The 23,405-nt window shown below is 62.6% G+C and carries 19 protein-coding genes; 13 read left to right on the forward strand and 6 right to left on the reverse strand.

Features of this window, described 5'->3' with window-relative positions; all coding sequences use genetic code 11:
- Positions 1 to 6: 6 nt before the first annotated feature.
- Positions 7 to 1,863, reverse strand: a complete 1,857-nt coding sequence (locus ACR9Y2_RS08025; RefSeq protein ID WP_435040560.1) for a tetratricopeptide repeat protein — start codon at positions 1,861 to 1,863, stop codon at positions 7 to 9.
- Positions 1,864 to 2,021: 158 nt separating this feature from the next.
- Between ACR9Y2_RS08025 and ACR9Y2_RS08030 the strand changes: the two genes are divergently transcribed.
- From ACR9Y2_RS08030 to fliD, 10 genes are all read left to right on the forward strand, one after another.
- A complete protein-coding gene (locus ACR9Y2_RS08030) occupies positions 2,022 to 3,542 on the forward strand; it encodes a cobyric acid synthase (RefSeq protein ID WP_435040562.1) in 1,521 nt (506 codons plus the stop codon).
- Positions 3,543 to 3,589: 47 nt separating this feature from the next.
- A complete protein-coding gene (locus tag ACR9Y2_RS08035) occupies positions 3,590 to 4,669 on the forward strand; it encodes a Gfo/Idh/MocA family protein (RefSeq protein WP_435040563.1) in 1,080 nt (359 codons plus the stop codon).
- Entirely contained in the window at positions 4,666 to 5,517 is an 852-nt protein-coding gene (locus ACR9Y2_RS08040; RefSeq protein WP_435040564.1) for a sugar phosphate isomerase/epimerase family protein, read from the forward strand. Before ACR9Y2_RS08035 ends, ACR9Y2_RS08040 begins: the two co-directional genes overlap by 4 nt.
- 60 nt (positions 5,518 to 5,577) lie before the next feature.
- The gene (locus ACR9Y2_RS08045) at positions 5,578 to 6,183 is read left to right on the forward strand and encodes a sigma-70 family RNA polymerase sigma factor (protein WP_435040565.1); all 606 of its coding nucleotides are present in this window, start codon (positions 5,578 to 5,580) and stop codon (positions 6,181 to 6,183) included.
- On the forward strand, positions 6,180 to 6,953 hold the full coding sequence (locus ACR9Y2_RS08050; RefSeq protein ID WP_435040567.1) for a hypothetical protein: 774 nt from the start codon (positions 6,180 to 6,182) through the stop codon (positions 6,951 to 6,953). Before ACR9Y2_RS08045 ends, ACR9Y2_RS08050 begins: the two co-directional genes overlap by 4 nt.
- 118 nt (positions 6,954 to 7,071) lie before the next feature.
- The gene (gene fliS / locus ACR9Y2_RS08055; RefSeq protein ID WP_435040568.1) at positions 7,072 to 7,611 is read left to right on the forward strand and encodes a flagellar export chaperone FliS; all 540 of its coding nucleotides are present in this window, start codon (positions 7,072 to 7,074) and stop codon (positions 7,609 to 7,611) included.
- Positions 7,612 to 7,699: 88 nt separating this feature from the next.
- Positions 7,700 to 8,152 (forward strand): flagellar assembly protein FliW, encoded by a 453-nt coding sequence (fliW, locus tag ACR9Y2_RS08060; protein ID WP_435040570.1) that lies wholly within the window; start codon positions 7,700 to 7,702, stop codon positions 8,150 to 8,152.
- Positions 8,152 to 8,454 carry a carbon storage regulator gene (locus tag ACR9Y2_RS08065; RefSeq protein ID WP_435044837.1) on the forward strand — a complete coding sequence of 101 codons (303 nt, stop codon included), beginning with the start codon at positions 8,152 to 8,154 and terminating at the stop codon, positions 8,452 to 8,454. Before fliW ends, ACR9Y2_RS08065 begins: the two co-directional genes overlap by 1 nt.
- 154 nt (positions 8,455 to 8,608) lie before the next feature.
- Positions 8,609 to 11,710 carry a flagellin gene (locus ACR9Y2_RS08070; RefSeq protein ID WP_435040572.1) on the forward strand — a complete coding sequence of 1,034 codons (3,102 nt, stop codon included), beginning with the start codon at positions 8,609 to 8,611 and terminating at the stop codon, positions 11,708 to 11,710.
- 66 nt (positions 11,711 to 11,776) lie between these two features.
- The gene (fliD, locus tag ACR9Y2_RS08075; RefSeq protein ID WP_435040573.1) at positions 11,777 to 13,477 is read left to right on the forward strand and encodes a flagellar filament capping protein FliD; all 1,701 of its coding nucleotides are present in this window, start codon (positions 11,777 to 11,779) and stop codon (positions 13,475 to 13,477) included.
- Positions 13,478 to 13,838: 361 nt separating this feature from the next.
- On the opposite strand, the gene ACR9Y2_RS08080 is transcribed toward fliD, so the two are convergent.
- The gene (locus ACR9Y2_RS08080; RefSeq protein ID WP_435040575.1) at positions 13,839 to 16,013 is read right to left on the reverse strand and encodes an alpha-amylase family protein; all 2,175 of its coding nucleotides are present in this window, start codon (positions 16,011 to 16,013) and stop codon (positions 13,839 to 13,841) included.
- A gap of 93 nt (positions 16,014 to 16,106) precedes the next feature.
- Between ACR9Y2_RS08080 and aac(3) the strand changes: the two genes are divergently transcribed.
- The 3 genes from aac(3) (at position 16,107) to ACR9Y2_RS08095 (ending at position 19,103) form a co-directional block, all read left to right on the forward strand.
- Complete coding sequence (gene aac(3) / locus ACR9Y2_RS08085) at positions 16,107 to 16,889, forward strand: aminoglycoside 3-N-acetyltransferase (protein WP_435040576.1); 783 nt, start codon at positions 16,107 to 16,109, stop codon at positions 16,887 to 16,889.
- A gap of 32 nt (positions 16,890 to 16,921) precedes the next feature.
- A complete protein-coding gene (locus ACR9Y2_RS08090; protein ID WP_435040578.1) occupies positions 16,922 to 17,605 on the forward strand; it encodes a hypothetical protein in 684 nt (227 codons plus the stop codon).
- Positions 17,606 to 17,675: 70 nt separating this feature from the next.
- The gene (locus tag ACR9Y2_RS08095) at positions 17,676 to 19,103 is read left to right on the forward strand and encodes a radical SAM protein (RefSeq protein WP_435040579.1); all 1,428 of its coding nucleotides are present in this window, start codon (positions 17,676 to 17,678) and stop codon (positions 19,101 to 19,103) included.
- A 410-nt stretch (positions 19,104 to 19,513) separates the two neighbouring features.
- Here the strand turns inward: ACR9Y2_RS08095 and ACR9Y2_RS08100 are convergent, their stop codons facing one another.
- The 4 genes from ACR9Y2_RS08100 to ACR9Y2_RS08115 are packed head-to-tail and all read right to left on the reverse strand — an operon-like array spanning position 19,514 to position 23,387.
- Complete coding sequence (locus ACR9Y2_RS08100) at positions 19,514 to 19,888, reverse strand: VOC family protein (protein WP_435040581.1); 375 nt, start codon at positions 19,886 to 19,888, stop codon at positions 19,514 to 19,516.
- Positions 19,889 to 19,945: 57 nt separating this feature from the next.
- The gene (locus tag ACR9Y2_RS08105) at positions 19,946 to 21,235 is read right to left on the reverse strand and encodes a Gfo/Idh/MocA family protein (RefSeq protein ID WP_435040582.1); all 1,290 of its coding nucleotides are present in this window, start codon (positions 21,233 to 21,235) and stop codon (positions 19,946 to 19,948) included.
- Between the two features lie 43 nt (positions 21,236 to 21,278).
- Positions 21,279 to 22,358, reverse strand: coding sequence for an acyltransferase family protein (locus ACR9Y2_RS08110; RefSeq protein ID WP_435040583.1), 1,080 nt, complete (start codon positions 22,356 to 22,358; stop codon positions 21,279 to 21,281).
- A gap of 6 nt (positions 22,359 to 22,364) precedes the next feature.
- On the reverse strand, positions 22,365 to 23,387 hold the full coding sequence (locus ACR9Y2_RS08115; RefSeq protein WP_435040584.1) for a sugar phosphate isomerase/epimerase family protein: 1,023 nt from the start codon (positions 23,385 to 23,387) through the stop codon (positions 22,365 to 22,367).
- Positions 23,388 to 23,405 lie beyond the last annotated feature (18 nt).

Genomic DNA, 23,405 nt, shown 5'->3' on the forward strand with positions numbered 1-23,405 from the left:
GGCTGGCTAGCGCAGGCCCATCTGGCGCAGGAGGTCCTGGAAGCGCGGATCCTTGTGTAGAGGGTCGAAGGCCGGATCGGCGGCAATTTGCGTAACGACTGGGACGTGGTTGGTCACGGCGATGTGGAGTTGGCGCAGGGCTTCGTTGGTGTCGCCGAGGCCGGTGCTGATGAGGGCCAGGGACATAGGCGGGACGTAGGTTGTCTTTGCCCTGGCGGTGAGCTGATCCCGGATGGCTTTGGCCTGGGTAGGGTCGCCATGGCGGGCGAGCAGGTAAGCACGAAGAGATAAGCCCATGGGGTTGCCGTCGGCGTCCGTGCGCGACATCTCGGCCAGTGCGCGCTGGCCTTGTCCGGAGAGGCTGAGTGAGAGCAGATAGGCGCGGTCGGCTGGGGGGCCGGACCGGGTTTTGCGGAGATCCTCGGACTCGGCCATGGCGCGCGCGTAATCACGGTTGAAGTAGAGCACCTCGGCCAGCATGGAGCGGGTGATGCTGGTGAGGGGATCGAGCGAATGGGCGCGGAAGGCCTCCTGAACGGCTTCGGGGAACTGGCGCGTAGGCACGAGGTACATGATGGAGAACATCAGGTGGCCCTGGGCCCAATCGGGGTTGAGCTCGACGGCGCGGCGGAAACGGTGATCGGCTTCCCGCCAGTTCCAGTCGAGGGCGGCGTAGCTGCCGACGGCGGCGTGGGCCTCAGCGAGGCCAGGGTCGAGTTCCAATGACTTCGCGGCGGCCTGGCGTCCCCTGGCGAGGGCCTGGGGGTTGCGGCCGTCTTCATGAAAGACCATCAGTAGGTAGCTTTGCGAGAGCCAGGCCCAGGCGGGCGCGAAGTTGGGATCGCCGCGCAGTGCTTCGTCAAACAGGGCCAAGCTTCTAGCCAGGCTGTCGCGATCGCCCTGATACCAGTAGTATTGGCCCTTGAGGAACGCTCCGTAGGCCTGAGGCGAGCCGGCCGGCCGCTGAGGGGCGCGGCGGGCACCGGGCGGAGGTCCGGGCACACGGATGCGCGAGAGGATGGCGCGCGTGAGCTCGCGTTCGAGGTCGGTGAGTTTGGCCGTTTCGGTCTCGCGTGTATCGGCCCAGAGGTAGGACTGGGTGCGGACGTCGGTGAGCTTGGCGGAGACGGAGGCGCGGGGGCCGGTGACGCGGACGCTGCCTTCGACGATGAAGTCGACGCCCAGGCTGGAGGCGCGTTCGAAGCGCGAGCCGCCGGACTCGTTGAACTGGATGGAGGAGCCGCGGGAGATGACGCGCAGGCCGGGATTGCCGGCGAGGCCGGAGATGATGGCGTCGGCGAGGGCGCTGCCGAGTTCGGGGTCGGTGGCTCCAGCGAAGGTCTGGAAGGGTAGGACGATGATGGACGCGGTGGAGGGTGGGATGAAGGGCCGGGGGCGGAGGGAGAGAAAGACGGCGGTCCCGGCGGCGCCCACGAGAAGGGCAGCGAGGGCGACGAGCCAGATGCGGCGGGAGTGGAGCCAGGAAGCTGCAGTGGCGCCGGTTGCGGCGGAAGGTGCGTGGCGCTGGGTGAACTCGGGGACGAAGCTGCGCGGGCGCAGGGTGACGATGAGCGGGTCGGCCTGGCCTTCTTCCAGGTAGTACTTCTTGAGGCGTTCGCGGAGGCGGCGGGCTTCGACACGGACGATCGAATCGATGCGGGGATCGAAGGACTCGTTCTTGTTGAAGACTTCGAAGCCGAGGACGAACTCGTTCAGTTTCTCGGTGTCGCCCTTGAGTGCCTGTTCGACGACGAAGCTGAGAAAACGGCGGTGCCGATCGGAGCCGGAGAAGGCGGTGCTCGCCAGGATTCGCTGGAGCTCTGCCCGGATCGAGTCTTTCTGGTCTTCCGCTGGTCCGGTCATGGGGACTACAACAAATTCCAGTCTAGCGCCGGGACCGGGGACCCGCCAGCAATTCCTGGTGTCCTGTGGCCCCGAACTGATTGAGCGGGAGGGGTTTGCGAAATCGCGCGGGGCCCGAGCGCACGGCCGGCCGGCTGCGGCATGCTGGTAGCAGCCTTATGAGAACACCCGCGCTGATGATCCTCGGCACCGCTTCGCACACCGGTAAGTCCATTATTACGGCTGGATTGGGGCGCATTTTTGCGGATGAGGGGCGTAGGGTGGCTCCGTTCAAGGCGCAAAATATGTCGCTCAACTCGGCTGCGACTCCAGACGGGTTTGAGATTGGACGGGCGCAGGCGCTGCAGGCGGAGGCGTGCCGGGTGACGCCGCGGATGGAAATGAACCCGGTGCTGATCAAACCCTCATCGGAGACAGGGGCGCAGATTGTGTTGCAGGGCCGGGTGTGGGGTCAGGTGACGGCGGCCGACTACTTCAAGCACCGCACGGCGGCGTTATTTCCGTCCGTGCTGGAAAGCTACCGGAAGCTGGCCGCAGAGCATGATCTGATCCTGCTGGAGGGTGCGGGCTCGCCGGCCGAGATCAACCTGCGGGCGTACGACATCGTCAACATGCGGATGGCGCATGCGGCGGAGGCGGACTGCCTGCTGGTGGGCGATATCGATCGGGGCGGGGTGTTCGCGTCGCTGTTCGGGACGGTGGAACTGCTGTCGGCGGAGGATCGTGCGCGGATTCGCGGCTTCATCATCAACAAGTTCCGCGGTGACGAATCCCTGCTGTACTCGGGCGTCGAGATGATGGAGCAGCGGCTGGGGATCCCCTGCGTGGGAGTCGTGCATTTTCTGAGGGATCTGGGGTTGGAGGAGGAGGATGGGGTCGCGATCGAGGACCGGAGAACAGCGGGCCGGCAGTGGAGCGGGCCGCGCGATGGCAGGCTCCGGGTGGGTGTGGTGGCGCTGCCGCATATGGCGAACTTCACAGACTTCGATGCCCTGGGGATGGAACCGGCGGTATCGCTGGCCTTCCTGGAGAATCCGGAGGAGGCCGCCCTGGCCGATGTGTTGATCCTGCCCGGGACGAAGCAGACTGTCGACGACTTGAACTGGTTGCAGGCGCGCGGGTTCACGGCGGCGCTGGCAGCTCACACGGGCCCGCTGCTCGGCATTTGCGGCGGGTTCCAGATGCTGGGGCTTTCCATTGAAGATCCCAGGGGTGTTGAGAATGGCGGTGTTGCGCGGTCTACGGATGGCTTGGGCGTGTTGCCGGTCCGCACAGTGATGGATGCGGAAAAGACCGTGCGACGGGCAACCGGCCGGGTGGAGGGTTGGGGCGCTCCGGCGTTCGCGGGGTATGAGATCCACATGGGTGAGACGGTCTACGAGGAGGGGAGCCGGCCATTCTCGCGGATCGTGCGCGAAGGGGATCTCGCGGAACTGGCCGACGGCGCGCACGATTCTTTGGGCCGGGTGTGGGGCAGTTATGTGCACGGGCTCTTCGACGACGATGCATTCCGCCACAGCTTCGTGGACCAGGCGAGGGCGCAATGCGGCCTGCCGCCGGCAGAGGGGCATCTTGCGGTGACCGCACAGCGACAGGCGCGGATCGACCGATGGGCCGCGCACTTGCGGAAATCGTTGAAGATGGATCTGATTCGCGGCTGGATTGCGCAGCAGGTGTGAGCCGTCGCGGCACGCCATTGCGGTGCCAAGTGTCAGAGAATCCATACATGCCCCCCAAGGAGCAACGCCTGCTCAAGATTGGAGTCCTCGGCTGCGGACCCATCGCCCAGGCAGCCCATTTCGAAAGCTGCGTCAAGGCCCGAAACACGGAGCTTTACGCGATCTGCGATGTAGCGGCCGACCTGCTGGAACGCATGGCCGCGACGCACCAGCCGCGCCGCGCCTACTCGGACTATTCCACGATGCTGGCGGATCCGGAAGTGGAGGCGGTGATCGTCGCAACCTCGGATGCCTTTCACGTGCCAGCGGCGGAACTGGCCCTGCGGGCGGGTAAGCACGTCCTTTGCGAAAAGCCGCTTGGGCTGACGGTGGAGGAGGTGGAGGGGCTGCGGGCGACGGTGGAGAAAACGGGGCTCGTGCTGCAGGTGGGGCACATGAAGCGGTTCGATGCCGGGCTGCAGGCGGCACGCGATTTCATCGAGAACGAGATGGGCCAGATGCTGGCGCTGAAGGCGTGGTACTGCGATTCGACGCACCGCTATGCGATGACCGATGCCGTGCAGCCGGCGATGGTCAGCAGCCGGTTGGCCCGGCGTCCGGAGGGCGACCCTAAGGCGGATCTGCACCGCTATTACCTGCTGACGCACGGCAGCCATCTGGTGGATACCGCACGGTATTTGGGCGGTGAACTGGTGGAGGTGGAGGCGCGGCTGAGCCAGCGTTTCGGCGCCTATTGCTGGTTCGTGGATGTTTCCTATGCGAATGGCGCGCTGGGCCACCTGGATCTGACGGTAGCCGTCAGGATGGACTGGCACGAGGGGTTCCAGGTTTACGGAGAGCGCGGGAGCGTGGTGGGGAAGACGTTCAATCCATGGTTCTACAGGTCGAGCGAAGTGGATATCTTCCACGAAGCCACGGCGTCGACGACGCGCGTGCTCGGGGCGGACGGACACTTCTACCGGCGCCAACTGGAGAGTTTCGCGGATACGATTCTGCACTCGTGGCCGATGCTGGGGGCGGGCATAGAGGATGGTGTGGCGTCTGTGCGCGCGATGGTGGCGATTGCCGAGTCGGCCCGCACGGGACGTCCGGTGAAGCTGGCGGACGTGCAGGGCGGTGTCGAATGATTCTCGGGATCTTCGCCAAGACGTTTGCTGAGAGGCCGTTCGAGAAGGCGCGGCGGGCGGGGTACGCGGCAGTGCAGTACAACATGTCCTGCGCGGGCCTGGATGCGATGCCGGACGCAATTCCTGCCGGATTGGCGGCTGCGATCCGCGCGGATGCGGAGGCCGCGGGCATCCAGATTGCCGCGCTGTCCGCCACTTACAACATGATTCACCCGGATGTCGAGGTACGGCGGAAGGGGTTGCAGCGGCTCCGCGTACTTGCGGAAGCGGCACCTGGAATGGGTACGCGGCTGTTGACGTTGTGCACGGGTACGCTCGACCCTGAGGATCAGTGGCGCCGCCACCCGGGGAACGACGGGGCTGAGCCTTGGCAGGCCTTACTCGAAAACATGGAGCAAGCCATCCGGATTGCCGATGAGTATGACGTCGAACTTGGCATCGAACCAGAGCATGCCAATGTCGTCAGCTCCGCGCGAAGGGCACGCCGGCTGATCGACGAGCTGGGGAGTCCGCGTGTGCGGATCATACTCGATGGAGCGAACCTGTTCGAGGCGGAGCCGCTGGACCGGCAGCGGGCCATTGTGGCCGACGGTATTGAACTGCTGGCTGACCGGATTTCTCTGGCTCATGCCAAGGATCGTCTGGCGGACGGGACGTTCACACGGGCCGGTGCCGGCGTCCTGGACTATGGGCACTATCTCGCCCGGCTGCATGCCGCCGGATTTCGGGGTCCCCTGGTGACGCACGGACTGGCAGAGGACGACGCCGCGACGGTGGGCCGGTTTCTGGACCTGCACTTGCAGCAGTTGTCCCCCGCGGTGGACAATTTCCGGGTCAACCGGGAATAGATCGCCTATCCTGAGTCATATCTCACTGTCGGGCCGTTCGCGGACGCGATGGAGAGTGGCATGGAGCATGGGCTGACTGGACGCCAGCTATTCGTGAAGCAACTGATTCCAGACGTAAAGGCGGAGCTCACCCGGGCCGAGTTCGAGGCCGAGGCGATGCCGTATATGAACGATCTGTTCCGGACGGCTACGCGCATTCTGGGTGACGCTGCCCGAGCCGAGGATGTGGTGCAGGAACTGTATCTGCAGGCCTGGAAGTCGTATCACCGCTTTGAGCGAGGCACGAACTGCCGTGCCTGGCTGTTCAAGATCCTGTTCCATTGCATCCAACATCACCGTCGGAAGTGGTTCCGTTCTCCTGTGTTGAGGGAGTCAGAAGAGTTCCTGGAAGCGAACCTGGTTGCGCCTGCTCCGGTCTTCGACGAGCTGAAGGACGCCGATATTCTAGGCGCCCTGGACCGGATCCCCGACGATTTCCGAGCCGTGATTCTTCTGGTCGATGTCGAAGAGTTTGCGTACAAGGAGGCCGCCGCCATTCTTTCCCTACCGCTGGGTACAGTAATGTCCCGCATCAGCCGGGGCCGCAAGTTGCTGCGCGCACAGCTGCAGACCGTGGCTGAATCATATGGGATTGGACGGAAACCGGCAAAGGAGCAAGGGCTATGAGTGCCGAGCCGATGGATACGACACACGAGGATGATCATCTGGCCGGACGCGTGCGTCACGCGGTGCGCAGCCAGGCGGTTCCGCCCGAGTTAGCTGCGAAGATCCGGCAGCGGATGGACGCGGAACCGGAGCACGCCTGGCGTGGCCGGTGGCGCTCTGTCGTGTGGTTGCCCATTGCCGCCGCCATTGTGATCAGCATTGCCGCGGGGATCGCTTTCCGGCAGGGCCGTCCGCGGCTGACTGCGGGTCAGCGTGAAGCGTTCATCTACTCGGTGCTGGTGAAGGTCTCAAATGCGATGCGGCCGGGGCTCGACGATCACCTGCATTGCTCAGTTTACGGGCGCGTGCCGGAGACGGCTGTTCCACTGGCCCAGGCTGTGAAAGACTTGCCGCCGCAGTTCGCCGAGGTTCTGGCCGTGGTGCAGCGGCAGGCGCCGCAGTCGTTCCAGCTCTACTCGGCCCACCTGTGTACGCGACACGGCCGCAAGTTTGTTCACTTCCAATTGAAGTCCGATTCCAGGCTGCTGTCGGTAATCATCACCCGCCGGAGTGTGGAAGAGTCATTTGTGCGTGATCAGATCGTGCCCGGGCTGAAGGAGCACGGGGTGGCTGTGCACGAGGCGCGCGCCGCGCAGTTCCAGATGGCTGCGATTGAGACGCGCGACTATCTGGCCTATCTGGTCTCGGACCTGGATGGCGAGGCGAATCGGGACCTCATGCTGGCGCTGGCGCCGGGCCTCCAGTCGGCGTTGCGGAAACTGGAGAGCTGAGTTTGGCGGCACCCGCCCTATGGAGCGCGATTGTCTCCAGCCCCCGCTTGCGGCCCGTTCTCTTTTCTCTCAATTGGCGGCTCTCTACCGATGAGGCTTTTGAAGGAGAAACACAGCTTTGCCGATTGATGTCCAGGACTCATATTTCGAGAGCCGCATTCTGAATGCCGATGGTGTCCAACTGGTCCAGATCCTGTACCAGGCGGCGATTGATTCATCCGAACTGGCGCGAGAGTGCCTGCGGCAGGGCGACATCGCCGGACGTTCGAAGGCGATCTCCAAGGCGCACGAGATCATCACGGAACTGGAAGTGTCGCTGGATCACGAGGTAGGCGGAGAGATAAGCCGGAATCTGGCGGAGACATATTGTTATCTGCGCGGGCGGCTTCTGACGGCGAACCTCGAGCAGACTGACAGCCCGTTGGAGGAAGTGACTCGCCTGTTGCGCGTCATTCAGGAAGCTTGGCTTGCATGCGAGGCGACTGTTCCAGCGCGAACCGGCGATTGCGACGCGTCTGCGGTTGAACTAGAGCCTGAGCCTCAATCGGAGCCCGTCCCAGATACGCAGTATGGCTGGTCAGGCTATTCCGGTGGCTATGCCCCGGCCTATCCGCCGCCCTGCGAGCCGCAGGAGTATCACCTCTCTGTCAGCTACTGACCAAGGGGGGCGAGCAGATCCGGAGCGGGTTGGAGGATGGATTGCAAGTATTCGGACAGATGTTCCGATTAGGGACGGATTTGTTCAAATGCAAGCAATTCAGACAGCATATTTCGGCGAAGTGAGTTTTCCCGAGGCCAGCGTGATCCGTTTTGAACGCGGGCTTCCCGGATTTGAACACGAGACGCAGTTCGTGTCGATCTCGAGGGAGGACTGTGAGCCGTTGATCTTTTTACAGAGCCTGGCCACACCGCAATTGTGCTTCGTCACAATGTCGGTGTTGCCGCTCTGCGCGGACTATAAGTTCGACCTGCAGCCGGATGATCGTGCTGCCCTCCAACTGCCCGAAGATTGCCAGGCGGGTATCGGCAGCGATTTCGCATGCCTGGCGATTATCTCGGTGAGCGAGGATGGTCCGCCTACAGCGAACCTGATGGCTCCGCTGGTCATCCACGTTCCGGCCGGCCGGGCCGTCCAGAGTATCCAAAGGGAGCCGGCCTACGAACTGCGGCGGCCCATTGGAGGTCCGCCGTGCTCGTGATGCAGCGCCGCGAGGCGGACACCATCCTCATTGGAGACGAAATCGAAATCCAGATCCTGGAGTGTGCGCGCGGACACGTGAAACTTGGCCTTGTCGTGCCGAAGCGGCTTGCGATCGTGCGGGGGGAAATCCGCCAGGTGAGCGAGCAGAACCGTTCGGCCGCCAGGGGTGCGGGGGCGGAATTGCCTACCATGCTGGCGCGCAGGCTACGCGCGGAGATGGGAAATGGACCTGACGCATGCGTCCCTGATGCTCATCCGATTGCGGCAGTGTCCTGCTTCCAGCCACGCGACGGGGATTGATCGGACGACCGTTATGGCCTGATCGGCACACCGCCCGTTTTTTTCTCATCTTCTCGCGGGGCGGCCGATATGGGCAGTGACACCGAACTGAATTCCGTTCGGGATCGCCGGAAGGAATCTCCGGCATTGCACGCATAAAGGATTTGCCAATCGTATGTTTTCAATTCAGACCAACGTAAATTCGCTCATCGCGCAGGAGAACATGCGCGTGAACAGCGACTTCCAGAGCAAGACCATCCAGCGTCTCACCTCCGGCTACCGCATCAACCAATCCGGTGACGACGCCGCCGGCCTGGCAGTTGCCAACAAGTTCCGCAGCGATGTGGCCGAACTGTCCCAGGGCGTGCGCAACGCCAACGACGGTATCAGCACGCTGCAGATCATTGACGGCGGCATGAACAACATCTCGAAGATGATCGACCGGTTGAAGACTCTGGCTTCGCAATCCGCGTCGCAGACGTTCACCGGCGACCGCACGGTGTTGAACGATGAATTCCAGACGCTGATGAAGGAAATCGACCGCCAAGCACAGGCCGTTGGTCTCGATCAAGGCGGTCTCTACGCGAAGTCGCTTTCCGTGTTTGTGGGCGGCGGCCGCACGGCCGGCCTGGGCGCCGTCGACACCTCGAACGGCACGGTGAGCCTGGACCTGGCTGGGGCCGCGGTGGATACCAAGAGTCTCAACCTCAAAGGGATGCAGGCGCTGGCCGGCGGCGATACGACGGATATCGGAACCGGTTCCAGCACGCACACCGTGTCCGACATTCTGGCGGACACCGGGAACACGACAGATATCGCAGGGTATACGGACTTCTACATCTCGGGTGCTGGCTTCTCCGATGCGAAGAAGATCAAGGTTTCGGTGAACCTGACCGGGGTCAGCGACATCGACACTCTTTCGACCGCCATCAACGACGCCATTGAGCAGGCCGGCGCCAACGCCACTGCGGCCGGCAAGGCGTTCAAGGATGCCGGCGTTTCGTCCTCGGTCTATACCAACGAGAGCGGTGGCAAGCAGTTGGCTTTCAACTCCTCTTATGCGCCGATCCAGGTGCAGGCCGGTGACGTAATGGCCAATGCCTTCATGGGCAATTTCAGCGTTCAGAACGGCGACCCGGCCACTCGTGGCGCCGCGATCTCCTCGACCGTACATGGCGTGAACACCCAAGTCGGCACGCTGGCGAACGACGTCACAGTGCGCATCAGCGGCGGCGGCCTCAGCAGCCCGGTGGACATTACCGTAGCGTCCGGTTCGACGACAGCAGCGGCGGTCGCCTCTCTCACAGCCCAGATCGGCTCCAATGAGAGCCTGGTAGCGGGGGGCATCAGCGTGAGCAGCGGAACAGTGGGCTCCAGCCCGCTCACGTTCACGAACGATCGCGGCGACAAGTTCTCCGTCATGGCGTCCGGCGATTCCGCGAACCTGCTGGGCCTCGGGTCATTCCAGAGCGGTGCGGCAGGGGCGGTGGATTACAGCACGCTCACGGGGAGTGTCTACAGCGGCTCTACCACCAGCGACACTTCGACGCTGGAAATCTCGCTGGGCGGCGGCGTCGCACGGCAAGTCACGGTCGATCTGACCGATGGCGATGCGTCGGCGGCCAAGTCTGTGTCAACGGCGCTGGCCGCGGTTAACACAGTCGACAACAGTAACCACACGCTGACCCTGGCGATCGACAGTCAGAATGTTACCGTGACGTTGTCCAACTCTACGGCTGCTACCAAGGGCTTAGTCGACGCCTCGGGCGGCCTCTTCGCCGGCGCCGGGACGCTCAGCGTCACTGCCGCGGCGAACAACAATCAGTTCGACCTGACGGTTGACGGTGTCATGCATACGGTCACGGTTGCGGACAATGTCGCCTACAGCAGCAGCAACATTGTGGCCGCCGTCCAAGCTGGCATCAACACTGCCTTTGGGATGAACATTGCCACCGCATCGCTGGATGCCGGTGGGAATCTGCAGATCGAAAACTGGTTCGGACCAGGAGCCGGCCAAAGCGTAGCGATCAATACCACCACGGGCAAGACCGGGGCCGCCCACCTGGGCTTCACGCCCGGAGACATCGGCTACGGAGCAGACGCCAGCGGGGGCAGCGCCATCAGTATCGCCGGCCAGATCCAGACGCAGATCAATTCCGCCGGCCTCACGGGCGGTGCGCATGCAACCGTGTCCGTCACCCAAGACGGCAAGATCAGCATTGAGAACGACAACAAGGGCGGGGCTCACACGCTGGTTGCCGCAGGCAATGCGGTTACCAGCGGACTGCTGACCTTTACTGCAACGGCCGGAGCCAATCGTTCCGATACCAGCATTGCCGCCAATCTCAATGAGCAGTTTGCGGCTGACACCAATCTGCAAAAAGCGGGGTTGAAGGCCACGGTCAGTTCAGGCGCGCTGAAACTGGACTCCGACGGGACGTACTTCCGTGTGAACGGCGGTGCGGTAACTGATGATGCGGATATCGGGTTTGGAGCTTCGGAGTCGTCGTTTACCGGCGCTGCGGCCACGAATCTGGCGGCCGCCAGTTCCGCCCGTTCCTCCATCGATTCGAATGGGGCGCAGCAGAGCGCTTCGCTCGCCTTCACGGCGCCGGTGTATGCCGGCGACGCCCAGACTCTGACGGTCTCGGTGAACGATTCCGATGGGAAGATGCAGTCCCAGGTGATCTCCCTGCGGAACGACGCCACGTCGCGTTCCGCGCGCAGCATTGATGAAGCGATCAACACCATCAATCAGCAACTGCACCAGTCGAATATCGCTTCCCTGCAGGGTATTGTAGCTGTGAAAGAGAACGTCTCCGGTGTGGAGAAGATCAACTTCCTCAGCAGCGGTAGCTCCTTCCAGGTCAGCGCAAGCGGCACGACGAACGGCACGGGCGTGGATGCGAATGGCGTGGTGGCGGGCACGGCAGGCTCAGTGAAGTCGAGTGTCGTGGGCGACGTCAGCAGCACGATTTCGATCGACTCGATGTCCAATGCCCTCAAGGCTGTCACATCGATCTCCGCCGCCATCTCGAAACTTGGCTCCGCCCAGGCAGCTGTCGGCCGCGGCCAGAACCAGTTGAGCTATGCGCTCTCGCTGGCTCAGTCCCAGATCTCCAGCTTCTCGGCCGCCGAGTCCCGCATCCGGGACGCAGACGTGGCCGCCGAAGCCGCCAACCTGACCAAGGCACAGGTACTGCAGCAGGCCGCGGTGGCCGCCATGGCGCAAGCCAACTCGGCGCCGCAACTGATTCTGTCCCTGCTCCGCGGTTAACAATCCACTGTCGATAACAAGCCGAGTCGAACCGGGCGGCCCTAGGCTGCCCGGTTCGAATCCAATATGAGCAGCACCATCTTCAACGGGAACAGCCGCTACGCCAGTGACTTCCAGACGATTATCGACCGCACGGTGGCGATCGCGTCGATGCCCCTCAACCAGTTGAAAACGCAGAAGACAAGCCTCACGGACGAGTCGACCGCATTGAACGGGCTGGACACGAAATTCCAGGCAGTGCAAGCGGCGCTCGAGGGACTCAATGATGCGATGGGCAGCGGTGCCATCAAGGCAACCTTGACAGACACGGCCACGGTCAAGGCCTCGGTCTCGAGCGGGGCCATCGAAGGCACCTACGATATTGAAGTGATAGAGCAGGGAGCCTACACGACAACGCTCACCTCGGATGCGGGACCACGGCCGGTCACAAACCCGGCCAGCCAGAGCTTGAGCAAGGCGACGACGCCGGCATTCCGGCTGACCGTCGGGACGAGCACCTATGATCTTAGCCCGGCCTCCAACACACTTCAGGGGCTGGTGGATGCGATCAACGCCCAGAGCGGCGCGAATGTCCAGGCATCCAAGGTGAACGTTGGCACGACGGCGGCGCCGGACTACCGGTTGTCGGTGGTCAGCACGGTGCAGGGCGATCTGGGCATCCAATTGAACGACGGCTCGATGAACCTGCTGGCTGAGCAGGTTCGCGGAAACGACAGCGGCGGAGTGACCTCCTCGCGGAGTTCCGAGCCGGGGCCAAATGTCGTTTCCAATCCGGATTCTCAGAGCCTGAGCAACCAGGCGGTACCCTCGTTCCGTCTCACGGTGGGGACCAACACCTTCACCGTCCAGCCGGCCAAGAATACGCTGAGCAGTCTGGTTGAGGCCATCAACGCAAACACACTGAACGGGGTTCGGGCAACGATGGTGAACGTGGGGTCCAACTCGGCGCCAGACTACCGGTTGTCATTGAAGGCCTCGAAGCTCGGGGATTTCGCGGTGTCTTTGACCGATGGCGTGATCCAACTGCAGTCGGAGCAGGTGCGGGGCGAGGTGGCGACATACAAGGTGAACGGGTCCGGCAAGATCTCCGAGAGCGATTCGCGTTCCGTGACGATCGCGCCTGGCCTCAGCGTCAACCTAATCGGTGTCAGTGCGGCTGATGAGTCGACGAGCATCACCCTCACTCGCGAGAGTTCCGTGGTTTCCAGCGCGCTGACGTCGCTGGTGAACGCCTACAACGCGGCGGTGGATGAGGTAGACAAACACCACGGAACGGCCGGCGGCGCACTGGCAGGTCAGGCTGTGATCCGCAATCTGAGCAGTGCCTTGCAGGAGATGACGAGCCATGTGGAATCGGGAGCCGGGGTGAATTCTCTGGCTGCCCTGGGTGTGAGTCTCGACCAGACAGGCCACATGGCGTTCAACGAAATGTCATTCTATGCGGCCAACTTCGCTGATTCCGCCGGTGTGACGAACTTCCTGGGCAACTCCGCGTCCAAGGGCTTTCTGCACGACGCGGTTTCCGCGCTGGACAGCGTGGAAGATACGGTGACCGGTACGCTCGCGACTGCGAAGAAATCGGTGGATGCGCAGGCGACGGCGCTTGATAACCAGATTGCGGACAAGCAGAGCTACATCGACAGCATGCAGGCGGACCTGGAACAGCGGATGGCGGCTGCCGACGCTCTGGTGGCCACACTGGAGCAGCAGTACAACTACATTAGTCAGGTATTGGATGCGATGAGCGCCCAGAACTCGAGCAACTAGAATCATGGACGAGGAAATCAACAGATTGAAGGCGGAGTTTCGCGCGGCGATGGCTGCGGAGCGGCACGCTGCGGCCGCAAGCGCATCCAGGGATATGCTGGACATTCTGACAGTGAGCTACCGCTCGGATGTGAGGCAGTGGGAGGAGGCATTGGAGCTGTGGCATTGGGCCCAGCGCACGGCCCGGGCCCAAAGATCGCATCTCGACCAGGAGAGAAACGCTGTACAGGCCGCGCCTGCCTACGGGAGCTGTAAGTTTCGGATTACGAGTACGTTCAGCCTGGATGGCTAGCCTTCCGGTGCAAATGTCCGGTGCCACTGATGAAGGCCAGGTTGTTCGGGCTCGCCCGACCCAGCTTCGCTAGCCGGCAAAGTCTATCGCGATCACCTCGTTAATGCCGATCGGCGGCACTTCAATTTCGATGCCGTCCACGGTGCGCTTGGGCGACACTGTGCGGTCCGCCACCAGCAAGCGCACGGCAGCAGCCGTCTTGCCTTGCGGCAATCGCACGGTGACGATTTGCGGCGGAGAAGGGATCACCTCGCGGATAGGCCCCTTCATCATCATCGGATTTGTCAGATTGACCAGGTGCACCGTTATGGAGTTCTTCTGGGTCCAGATCGCCAGATCGAAGAGCCCTTTGCCCTCGACCGTCACGGGCTGAGGCTCGTTGTGGGCCCAACGGACGGCGTTCTGCAGCAGGCGGCCATGATCCAGGGACATCACCTCCCAGAAAGTGCGGTCAAGGTCCCAGGGGAAGTACACGATCCGGCTCTTTCCTTTCTCCTGAAGGAATACGCCAGGCTCCTGGCCCGGCGCCTTTCGGACATAGACGGATTCCATCGGCAGGTCAGGATAGGTGGGAACCACGGTCAGGGGTGAGATCGCCGATCCGGCGGCGGCCCGGACCGGTACACGGAACGTCCCGTTGATGATCCGACCCGCATCCTCCATTCCGGACAGCAGAGGATGGAAGCGGCCTGTGGCGGGATGCTTCGCGAGGCTGAGGTAGGAGTTCTGGAGCGGGCCTTCCAGGGCTCCGGTGACTGAGGCTCCGAAGAGGCTGGCGAGACCCAGGTCCTCACGCCGTTTGCCCCACTCATCGTAGAGCGAAGTCTCGTGGGTGGCGACGATACTCCCGCCGGCCGCGGCGAAGGCTGCGAGCTGGTCGCACTGGGCGGTGGAGAGCGCGGCGATGTTGGGCAGAATCAAGGTCCGGAAGCGGCTCAACTGAGCCGGTTCCAGCATACGGTCGTGGACCATTTCAAAGGGGATCCGCGCCTCGAGCAGCGCCTGGTAGAAGCCCAGGGTGTGATCTTCGACCTTTGCGTGAGCGCGGTCACCACCATAGAAAGTGGCGGTCTGCTGGGAGTAGACCAAGCCGACACGGGCCAGCGATTCCTCATTGCGGAGATAACGCTCGTTGCGGTGATGCCAGGTGTATAGCTCCTCGACGACAGGCAGCCAGCGGCGGTCGAGCGGTTTCGCGTTGAATTTGGTGAACCACGGACGCAAACCCTGCGCGACCCCGTCCATGACCCAGAGGCGGATTTCGTCGCCGCTCTGTACGGAGTCTTTCCAGCGATAGGATTCCTCAATGCCGACACTGAAAATGCCGGCGATCGGTTTGCGTCCGAGAGCGGCTCGGTACTCCTTGCCATTCTTGCCGTTGGTCCAGGGTGGCATGAGGCCGTGGCGAGCCTGTCGGTCCGCGAAGAGCGTGGGCGCGAGGGTGCCGATCGTCTTCATGTCGAGGTCGCTCAGGGCTCCGCCACCTGCGTTGGCGATGTAGGCGGCATTGGGGTTGATTGCCTTGATGCGCGCATCCCACAGATGCCACAGGTCGAAGAGGCGTTTCTCTTTCCAGACGATGTACTGGCGGCGCGCTGGGTCCTGCGGATTGTTGGTGCGGGGTAGGTCCAAACCCGAGAAGTCGCGGAAGTTTCTGGCGCAATGGGTGCAGTAGCACATGCCGGAGCCGGCCCAGCGATTGGAGAAAATGCCGTCAACGCGATAAAGGCTGACAATCTCCTCGGTGACGCGGGTCATGAAGTCGAAATTGTACGGACCCAGGGCGCAGGAGACCCAGTAGTCGGGGTCGGCCCAGTGTTTCCGGGGTCTCCCATTGGCCCCGACCAGAACATAGTCCGGATGCGCGTCGGCCATATCCTGATGTAGCCCGTGAGGATCGGTGCGGGCAACGATGTTCATGCCCAGGCCGCGGCAGCCTTTCACCAGGTCACCGAACGCATCGCCATCCTTGAGCCATTTGCTGCGGTAATGGAGTGGAATCTTCGTGGGATAGAACGCCACGCACCCACCGGCACTGAGGCAGGCTGCGTCCGCATGAATGCGGCGGAAATAGTCAAGCCAGAAGACCTGGTCGTATTGGCCAGGGTCGTCCTCCACAAACGCGAGCTGGGCCCAGCGCATGGGCCGGTCGTACCAGGTGGGCGGCGTCACCGAGACCGGATTCTGGGCGGCGGCCGGCAGGGCGAGGCCGGCTGAGATCTGCATGAAGTCGCGTCGATTCATAAAAACGTCCTGCGAGGATTCTATGCCCTGGCGGGGCCACGTGGGCGGCCCCGGTGACCCGAGGGCCCAGCAGCGGGATTGTACGATCGAATAATGATTTCTACCCGCGCCTCATTGTGTACTGACTTTGCCAGTTTGGGTATCCGTCCGGGTGAGGTGCTGATGGTCCACTCCAGTGTGCGTGCCGTGGGCGAGGTGCGGGGCGGAGTGAACGTCATCGTGCAGGCGCTGCTCGACGCTCTCGGGCCAGCCGGCACCCTGGTGGCGTATTTGGATTTCGAACCCTGCTTTGAGGACGAGGACATGGAAGATGTTCCCGTCTTCGACAAACGGATCGCGCACGCAGCCCGCGACCACGGAATTCTGCACGAGACAATCCGGAATTGGCCCGGAACGCTGCGCAGCGATCATCCGGATGCAGGGGTCGCCGCGCTGGGCGCACAGGCGGAGTGGATCACAGCGGAGCATCCCTTCCACTACGGTTACGGTCCTGGCACGCCCCTCGAGAAAGTGCTGCTGGCGAAGGGGCGGGTGTTGATGCTGGGCGCTCCGCTGGACACCATCACCCTGCTCCACTTTGCCGAGCATCAGGCGCAGTTGCCCGACAAGCGGATCCGTCGCTACCGTCGGCTGATGCCCGGTACGAACGGTCCCGAGTGGGTGGAGTTTGAGGAGTTCGATACGGCCGACCCGGTTCATGACCTGTTGCCCCAGAACTGCTTCGAGCAAATTGCGAAGGCCTATCTCGCAGCGGGAGGGGGTGTGCAAGGCCGGGTGGGCGGTGCCGATGCATTCCTGTTTGACGGTTCGAAGCTGGTGCAATTCGCCATCGCCTGGCTGGAGCGGTTCGCAGCGAATGGCTTCCGGTTGGTGTGAAAGCGCCGCTCGGAGAATGAGAATCTACACTCATGCGGATGATTTCCCTGCTGCTGCTCTGCCCGCTCGCGGCCCAGACGTTCGATGCGGCTCGGGTCCAGCCTGGGGTGTTCGACTACACGATTACCGACCAGCAGAAGGAAGTTGCCCGGCTCTCCCTGAAGATCGCACGGACCGATGCCGGCCGGTATGAGTTCTCGGCCGATGCCACGGCAGCGGTCTGCCAGCGCTGGGAGTCCACGGCAACCGCCTCACTGGAGCCCATTGCGGCCCTGCTGAGATTCTGCAAGGACGGGCCCGACCGCCCGATCTTCCAGTTGGACTATGCAGGCCGGCATGTCTCGGGTACGAGGTACACCGGGGTGCCGCCGACGCAGCAGAAGCACGCAGTGGATGCGAATGTGCCGGACTTGACCGTCGACCAGCGGATCGACTGGGCCGCGGTGATGGCCCTGGACCTGAAGCCCGGTCTGCGCTTCGGTTTCAACGTCTATGACCCGGTCACGGGCGTTAGCAGGCTGACCGGACAAGTGGACAGCGTGCAGCCCGTGACGGTGCCGGCGGGCCAATTCACGACGTACCGGTTGCTCTATCAGATGAATAAGCAGGGGCGTGTCGAGCCGTACGAGTCACTGGTGAGCAGGGATGCGCCTCGGGTCCTGCTGAAGATCCGCTTTCCGAACGGATCCTGGAGCGACTTGGTCGGTATGCGATGAGCGACTGGGCGTCCAACTGCCCCTGGTAATCTGCCACTCTGAAAAGCAGGAGGCCCGGCTTCGGGCACCCATGTTAATCGACACGGATCGGGAATACCGGCAGAATTTGCGCCTCAGCCAGTTGGAGTATGAGCAGGGGCAGGTCTATCTCTACAGCCGGCCGCGTTGCCTGGGCCTGGTGCTGGGGAACGCCTGCAATATCGATTGCATTCACTGTTATCAGTCGAAAAACGGGGCCAATCTGTTGCGGCCGGCGGAAATTGGCATCCAGCTGCGACGCGAACTGATGGCGTTTTATCCATACTTGTCCACGCTTCGGATCCAGGGCGGCGAGGTCCTGGCGATGCGCGGCTTCCGCGAGCTGGTCGACGACGTGACGGGGTTGGTAGACCGCAAGCTGATCAGCATCAGCACCAATGGCACCCTGCTGGACGACGCCTGGGCGGAACGATTGGTGCGCGGACCGTTCGTCAATATCACCGTTTCCATTGACGGAGGGACCCGTGCCACCTACAACCGGCTGCGTCAGGGCGCGGATCTGGACCAGGTATTGGCGAACATCAACCGCGTGCGGAACTGGAAGCAGCAACTGCACAGCGACATGCCCTACCTGGATTCGTTCTTCGTCATCATGCGCTCGAACTTCCGCGAGATTCCACGCTATCTGCAGCTAATGGCGGAACACGGCATGGGTGACGTGACCCTGCAGACCATGGAGCTATCCACGGAGAACACCTCCAGGCATCCGACTTTGGAAGCGGACGAAGCCATCCGCGACCGGGGTGAGGTGGAGGAATTGTACGCCCTGATGAAGGAGACGTTGCCGCACCACCGGCAGGTCTTCCGGACACTGCGCGTCACCGGGCTGCAGTCGCTGTTCGAGAGTCACGGACTGGAGACTGCTTTTCTGGAGGAAGGCCGCTTGGGGCTCTATCCGGACAGCGACGGCCTCTCTGAGGGTGCGTTCGAGCTCTGCCCGAATCCATGGACAACCCTGTTCATCGCGGAAAACGGGGACGCGCATGTCTGCTTCATTGCGAAACCGATCGGCAATCTTTACGCAGCTTCGCTTTCAACTCTCTGGAACTCGCCTGCGGCGATGGCCAAGCGTAGCGATATGATCGCGGGCCGCTACCTGGTATCCGGCTGCTCCGCCCAATTCTGCGGCTGGCGGGAAGGGCATGCGGCGGCGCGGGGTGAGGATCCGGCGATTGATGTCGAACGCCGGGCACTGATTGCGGACACCTTCGAACCGGCGCCGGTTGCCGTGTCACCGGATGTCCTACAGTTCGTCAGGCAGCAGGTGGCCGAAGCACGCAGGCAGAAGGAACAGTCCGATGTGCTGTTGACGGCAGGCCAGTCACAGATCGATCACCTGGAGGCCAAGGCGCAAAAGGCGATCACTGATTTTCGCGAACTGCAGGCGGAGTTCGCGCGCTACCGCGACTTCTGGCCGCTGCGTTGGGTGTCCAGAGTGAGACGTCTGCTGCGAGGCTAGTCCCGCATTGTCTCGATTTGGATTGTTGAAAGGGGAACGGCGGCCAGCGAGGAGGAAGGTACGCTGGCCGCCGCAACTTCGGAGGAACCCGGCACAAGCTGTCGAGTTTCCTGGATCAGGTCAATGCCCCGAGTCGGAGAACCCATCCCGTTCTCGAAGTGACCTGAGGGGGTTGACCTTTCTATTACACGTTTATTGCCAATCCTGTCAATTGACGTAAGGTGCCGATTATCAATAAATTGCGATTTAATGCCAGCGCCTGGGGCAGATCCGCCAGGTGATTCGGATTGAAACACTTTACGGCGGGTTGACACAAAACGGGACAGTTCGACAAATATGTACAGCTTCCCGTCATACATAGGGCGGGCACAGCCGGATCGGCTGGCTCCGATCATGAGCGTCCCTTCGGTTCACCCTAGGGGAGTGGCCCGGTACAGCAGGTGGAGAATATTACCCTCCGGATCAGTGAAGAATACGACCTTGTTGCCCTTGCTCTCACTGGGCTCGCTCAGGAAATTGACGTTCTTGGCCCGGAGTTCGGCCAGCGCGGCTTCGAAATCGCCAACGGTCAGGGCCAGGTGGCGCAGGCCGGGCGTTTTGAGGGTATTCTCGCCGCGCGCGCCATCTGAGGGGATGATCTCGATCATCGTGCCGTTGGGGGCCTTGACGAAAAAGGCGGTGCTGCCGCGGTAGTTGATGACGAAGCCGAGGGTATCCACGTACCACTGGGCGAGGGCCGCCGGGTCAGGGGAGGCGATAGCGGAATGTTCAATGCCTAGAATCATGGCATCTCCATCATATCCGCTGGCCCCGTCCCCTTAACCCGGAGCTTGGTGTACGGTTTACGCGACGATATATGGCGCGCGGTATTTACGGGTGAGCAGTTCGTTTGCCGCGGTGTCCGGGCCGAAGTTCATGCCGGCGGCGTTCCACTTCACCGTGTGCTTGACCCGGTAGCTGATGTTGGCCAGGTGACACAGCGACGCCGACATGGCGCCGATCTCGATCTCGGCGTTCAGTTCCTTGTATTTGCGGCTGCGGCAGGCGGCGAGGAAGTTCGTCATGTGAGCGACGGTGCCGTCGGCTCCACGCTCAGCTTTCTCCTCGTGCGTCTTCTCGCTCTTCTCACCCTTGTAGATCTGGAAGCAGGTAGAGTCCACCCACATCCAGCCCTCTTCGCCGTAGAACAGGTTGCCCACTGCGTAGTTGCCGACGGGTTGGCCGCCTTCGGGGCCCGTGAGCAGGCCGCGGACTTCGAAAACAATCTCCTTGCCGGGATACTGCATCGAGGCGAGTTGGGTGTTGGGCGTCTCCTGGTCGTCGTCGTAAGCGTACTTGCCGCCCGTGGACGAGGTGGATTCGGGCCACGTAACCTCACCCAGGCCCCAGCGGCAGATGTCCATCTCATGGACGCCCTGGTTGCCGATGTCGCCATTGCCCGTATCCCAGAACCAATGCCAGTTGTACTTGTAGCGGTTCATCGTGAACTCACGCATCGGGGCAGGCCCGAGGAACTGGCTCCAGTCGATGCCGGCCGGCACCGGCGTGACCGGCGATTTGCCGATGCTCTTGCGGCGCTTGAAGCACAGGCCCTTGGCCATGTAGAGCTTGCCGATTACGCCTTCGTGCAGCATCTGCATGGCGCGCATCTTGTAGGGCGTGCTGCGGCTTTGCGAGCCAATCTGCACCATACGGGCCGTCTTGCGAGCCACGGCAACCATCGCGCGGCTTTCGTGAATGTTGTGGCTGGCCGGCTTTTCGCAATAGACGTCCTTGCCGGCCTGGCAAGCCCAGATGGTGGCCAAAGCATGCCAGTGGTTGGGTGTGGCGATCGAGACTGCGTCGATGTTCTTATCGGCGAACATCTTGCGCATGTCGTCATACTCGGCGGCTTTTTCCAGCGAAGCGCCGGTGAGCCGGGTTTGCGCACGTTCGCGGGCTGCCTGGTTGACGTCGCAGAGCCCCGCGATGCGGGCCTCCGGAATCTTCATGTAGTTCGACTCGTGGTCGTTGCCGCGACCGCCCAAGCCGATGATGCCGACGTTGACTTTGTCGTTAGCGCCCATGACGCGGGTCGCGGAGGCAGCCAGTACGGCGCCCTGGAAGAAATGACGGCGAGAGACGGAACTCATGACAATACCTCGCTGAAAAAATGATAATCCCAGATGCACAATATCACGCCTGGAAGCGGTCTTTCCAAGCCAGGAAACGCCGTTCCAACAGCAGCCAGGAGAGCCGGGCCAATCCGAGCGAAAGCGCCGAGCCCAGAACGAAGGCGACGCAGGCCGCGGGCACCCTGCCAATCACGCGAGCGGCTGGTTCCATGGCGAGGTAGAAGTAGCCGACCAGCGGGAAATGCAGGACATAGACTCCGTAACTGTATTTGCCGAACGTGCGTAGCACCGTGGCGCGCAGCAGGGGCCAGCCCCTGAAGCCAAAGAGCACGACACAAAAGTACAGAATGCCAAAGAGAGTGTAGCCCGTCACCGCCACCACAGGCTCGGAGTTCTTCGTTCCAAACAAAGTCAGGATGACAGCCAGGCCTGTTGCCGCCGCCGCGCCTACGAATTTGGCCCAGTGCAAAAGCCGGTGGAGCCCCGCCTCGTTCCTGACGATCACCGCCAACAAGGCGCCCCACGCGAGTGTGTCGACGCGGAATGGCGTCAGGCGGTAGAGAAACTCCGGTGAGTAAGGATGCACCCGCCAGGCGAACCGCAGCACCGGAGCGGCCACGATCAGCAACCCACACAGCCACGGCAACCGCCGCCGGCCCAGCCAGAGAACCAGCGGCGGCCAAACGAGGTAAAACTGCTCTTCAATCGAGAGCGACCAGAGGTGGCTGAGGAACGCGTAGTCCGGACCCAGTGCGCTGCGCCAGTTTGAGAGATACAGCCAATACCAACCCTGTGCGGGACCGGGCGGCACCGGCCGGTTGAGCGCGTGGGCCAACGGCAGCACCGCGAAGAAGACGGCGATGTAGACGTAATAAAGGGGGAAGATACGCAACGCCCGGCGTGCATAGAACGCGCGGAAGTAGTTCGGCGAGGCAGCGGTATCCAACAGGATTCCGGTGATCAGGAAGCCGGAAAGGACAAAGAACAGGTCGACCCCGCTCCAACCCAGGCGTAGCAGGGAGTAGAGCGGCTCCGGCGGATTGGCCGTAAGGCCGAAGTGGACGGCGAGGACCAACAGGATAGCCAGCCCGCGCACACCGTCGAGTTCGGGAATGCGGCGGGTTGACAACGGCTCGGGCACTACCAGTTATCCTCGCCAGCGCACGCCGAGATCGAGCACCTTCTTGCCGTACTCCACGCTCCGCTCCATGTGCTCTTTCTGCTGGAACTTCAGGGCCTCGACAAACTCCGGCGGCACCGGACGGCCGGGCACGTCTTCGATCACCACGTGTCCTTCGTAAGGGTGGCCCTGCCGTGCGAGTGCCAGGAAGCGCGCCAGGTCAGAGCCGCGCATGTCCGGATACATCTTCCAGAAGCCGGGTTCCAGATAAGGCAGTATGGCAGGCGGACGTCCCGTAATCGGCTTGATGTAGACATAGACGTTGGGGCACAGCTCGCGGGCGCGGGCCATGATGGCTTTGAAGTCGACGACACCTTCACCCAGCGGCACCCACTGAACGGCCACGCCGCGCGGAGTCTCATACACCACGGAGTCGCGCAGGTGCAGGCAGCAGATGTGGGGCGCGAGCGTCTCCAGCGTCGTCATCGGGTGTTCCAACACAAAGACCGGATTGCCCGTATCCATGTAGACGCCCACGAATTCCTTGCCCGCTGCTTCCACCACCTGCTTCAGTTCCCACGCCAGCAGGTCCTTGTGGACCTCGATGATGATCTTCATCCCCGCGTCCATTACCTGCGAGCGCACCGCTTTCAACAACTTGACCGCCGTCTCCATGTGCTGTTCCACCGGGCCGGGCGGGAAGGCAGCGCGTTCACTGGCCAGCACGCCGCGCATATAGGGCGAACCCATCGCCTTGGCGCGCTCGACGTTCTTGAGCAGCGAAGCGACCGCGGGTTGGAACTGCTCAGCCGTGCGCGGCATGATGCCGCCGCCGCCGGTTTCCAGATGCAGGCCCAGGCGCTCGCTGTGGGCGCGGACTTCCTTCCAGTGGTCGGGATCCATCGCTTTGGGATCCAGGGAGTCCTGCAGGAAAACGGCATCCAGCTTGAGCGACGCGGTGTAGTCCAGCAGTTGGGCGTCGTTCCAGCGCAGCGCGCGCAGACAGTATGTGTTCAGCCCCAGCTTCATGGGGGGCAAGGCGTTGGGCATGTGAGCGTCTCCTGAATG

Origin of the sequence: Paludibaculum fermentans, from assembly GCF_051172195.1 — a bacterium.
Taxonomy (GTDB): domain Bacteria; phylum Acidobacteriota; class Terriglobia; order Bryobacterales; family Bryobacteraceae; genus Paludibaculum; species Paludibaculum fermentans_A.

Coding starts and splice junctions, on each gene's coding strand:
- ACR9Y2_RS08025 (WP_435040560.1), bottom strand. CDS start 1,863: ATGACCGGACCAGCGGAAGACCAGAAAGACTCGATCCGGGCAGAGCTC.
- ACR9Y2_RS08030 (WP_435040562.1), top strand. CDS start 2,022: ATGAGAACACCCGCGCTGATGATCCTCGGCACCGCTTCGCACACCGGT.
- ACR9Y2_RS08035 (WP_435040563.1), top strand. CDS start 3,590: ATGCCCCCCAAGGAGCAACGCCTGCTCAAGATTGGAGTCCTCGGCTGC.
- ACR9Y2_RS08040 (WP_435040564.1), top strand. CDS start 4,666: ATGATTCTCGGGATCTTCGCCAAGACGTTTGCTGAGAGGCCGTTCGAG.
- ACR9Y2_RS08045 (WP_435040565.1), top strand. CDS start 5,578: ATGGAGCATGGGCTGACTGGACGCCAGCTATTCGTGAAGCAACTGATT.
- ACR9Y2_RS08050 (WP_435040567.1), top strand. CDS start 6,180: ATGAGTGCCGAGCCGATGGATACGACACACGAGGATGATCATCTGGCC.
- fliW (WP_435040570.1), top strand. CDS start 7,700: ATGCAAGCAATTCAGACAGCATATTTCGGCGAAGTGAGTTTTCCCGAG.
- ACR9Y2_RS08065 (WP_435044837.1), top strand. CDS start 8,152: ATGCAGCGCCGCGAGGCGGACACCATCCTCATTGGAGACGAAATCGAA.
- ACR9Y2_RS08070 (WP_435040572.1), top strand. CDS start 8,609: ATGTTTTCAATTCAGACCAACGTAAATTCGCTCATCGCGCAGGAGAAC.
- fliD (WP_435040573.1), top strand. CDS start 11,777: ATGAGCAGCACCATCTTCAACGGGAACAGCCGCTACGCCAGTGACTTC.
- ACR9Y2_RS08080 (WP_435040575.1), bottom strand. CDS start 16,013: ATGAATCGACGCGACTTCATGCAGATCTCAGCCGGCCTCGCCCTGCCG.
- ACR9Y2_RS08090 (WP_435040578.1), top strand. CDS start 16,922: ATGCGGATGATTTCCCTGCTGCTGCTCTGCCCGCTCGCGGCCCAGACG.
- ACR9Y2_RS08095 (WP_435040579.1), top strand. CDS start 17,676: ATGTTAATCGACACGGATCGGGAATACCGGCAGAATTTGCGCCTCAGC.
- ACR9Y2_RS08100 (WP_435040581.1), bottom strand. CDS start 19,888: ATGATTCTAGGCATTGAACATTCCGCTATCGCCTCCCCTGACCCGGCG.
- ACR9Y2_RS08105 (WP_435040582.1), bottom strand. CDS start 21,235: ATGAGTTCCGTCTCTCGCCGTCATTTCTTCCAGGGCGCCGTACTGGCT.
- ACR9Y2_RS08115 (WP_435040584.1), bottom strand. CDS start 23,387: ATGCCCAACGCCTTGCCCCCCATGAAGCTGGGGCTGAACACATACTGT.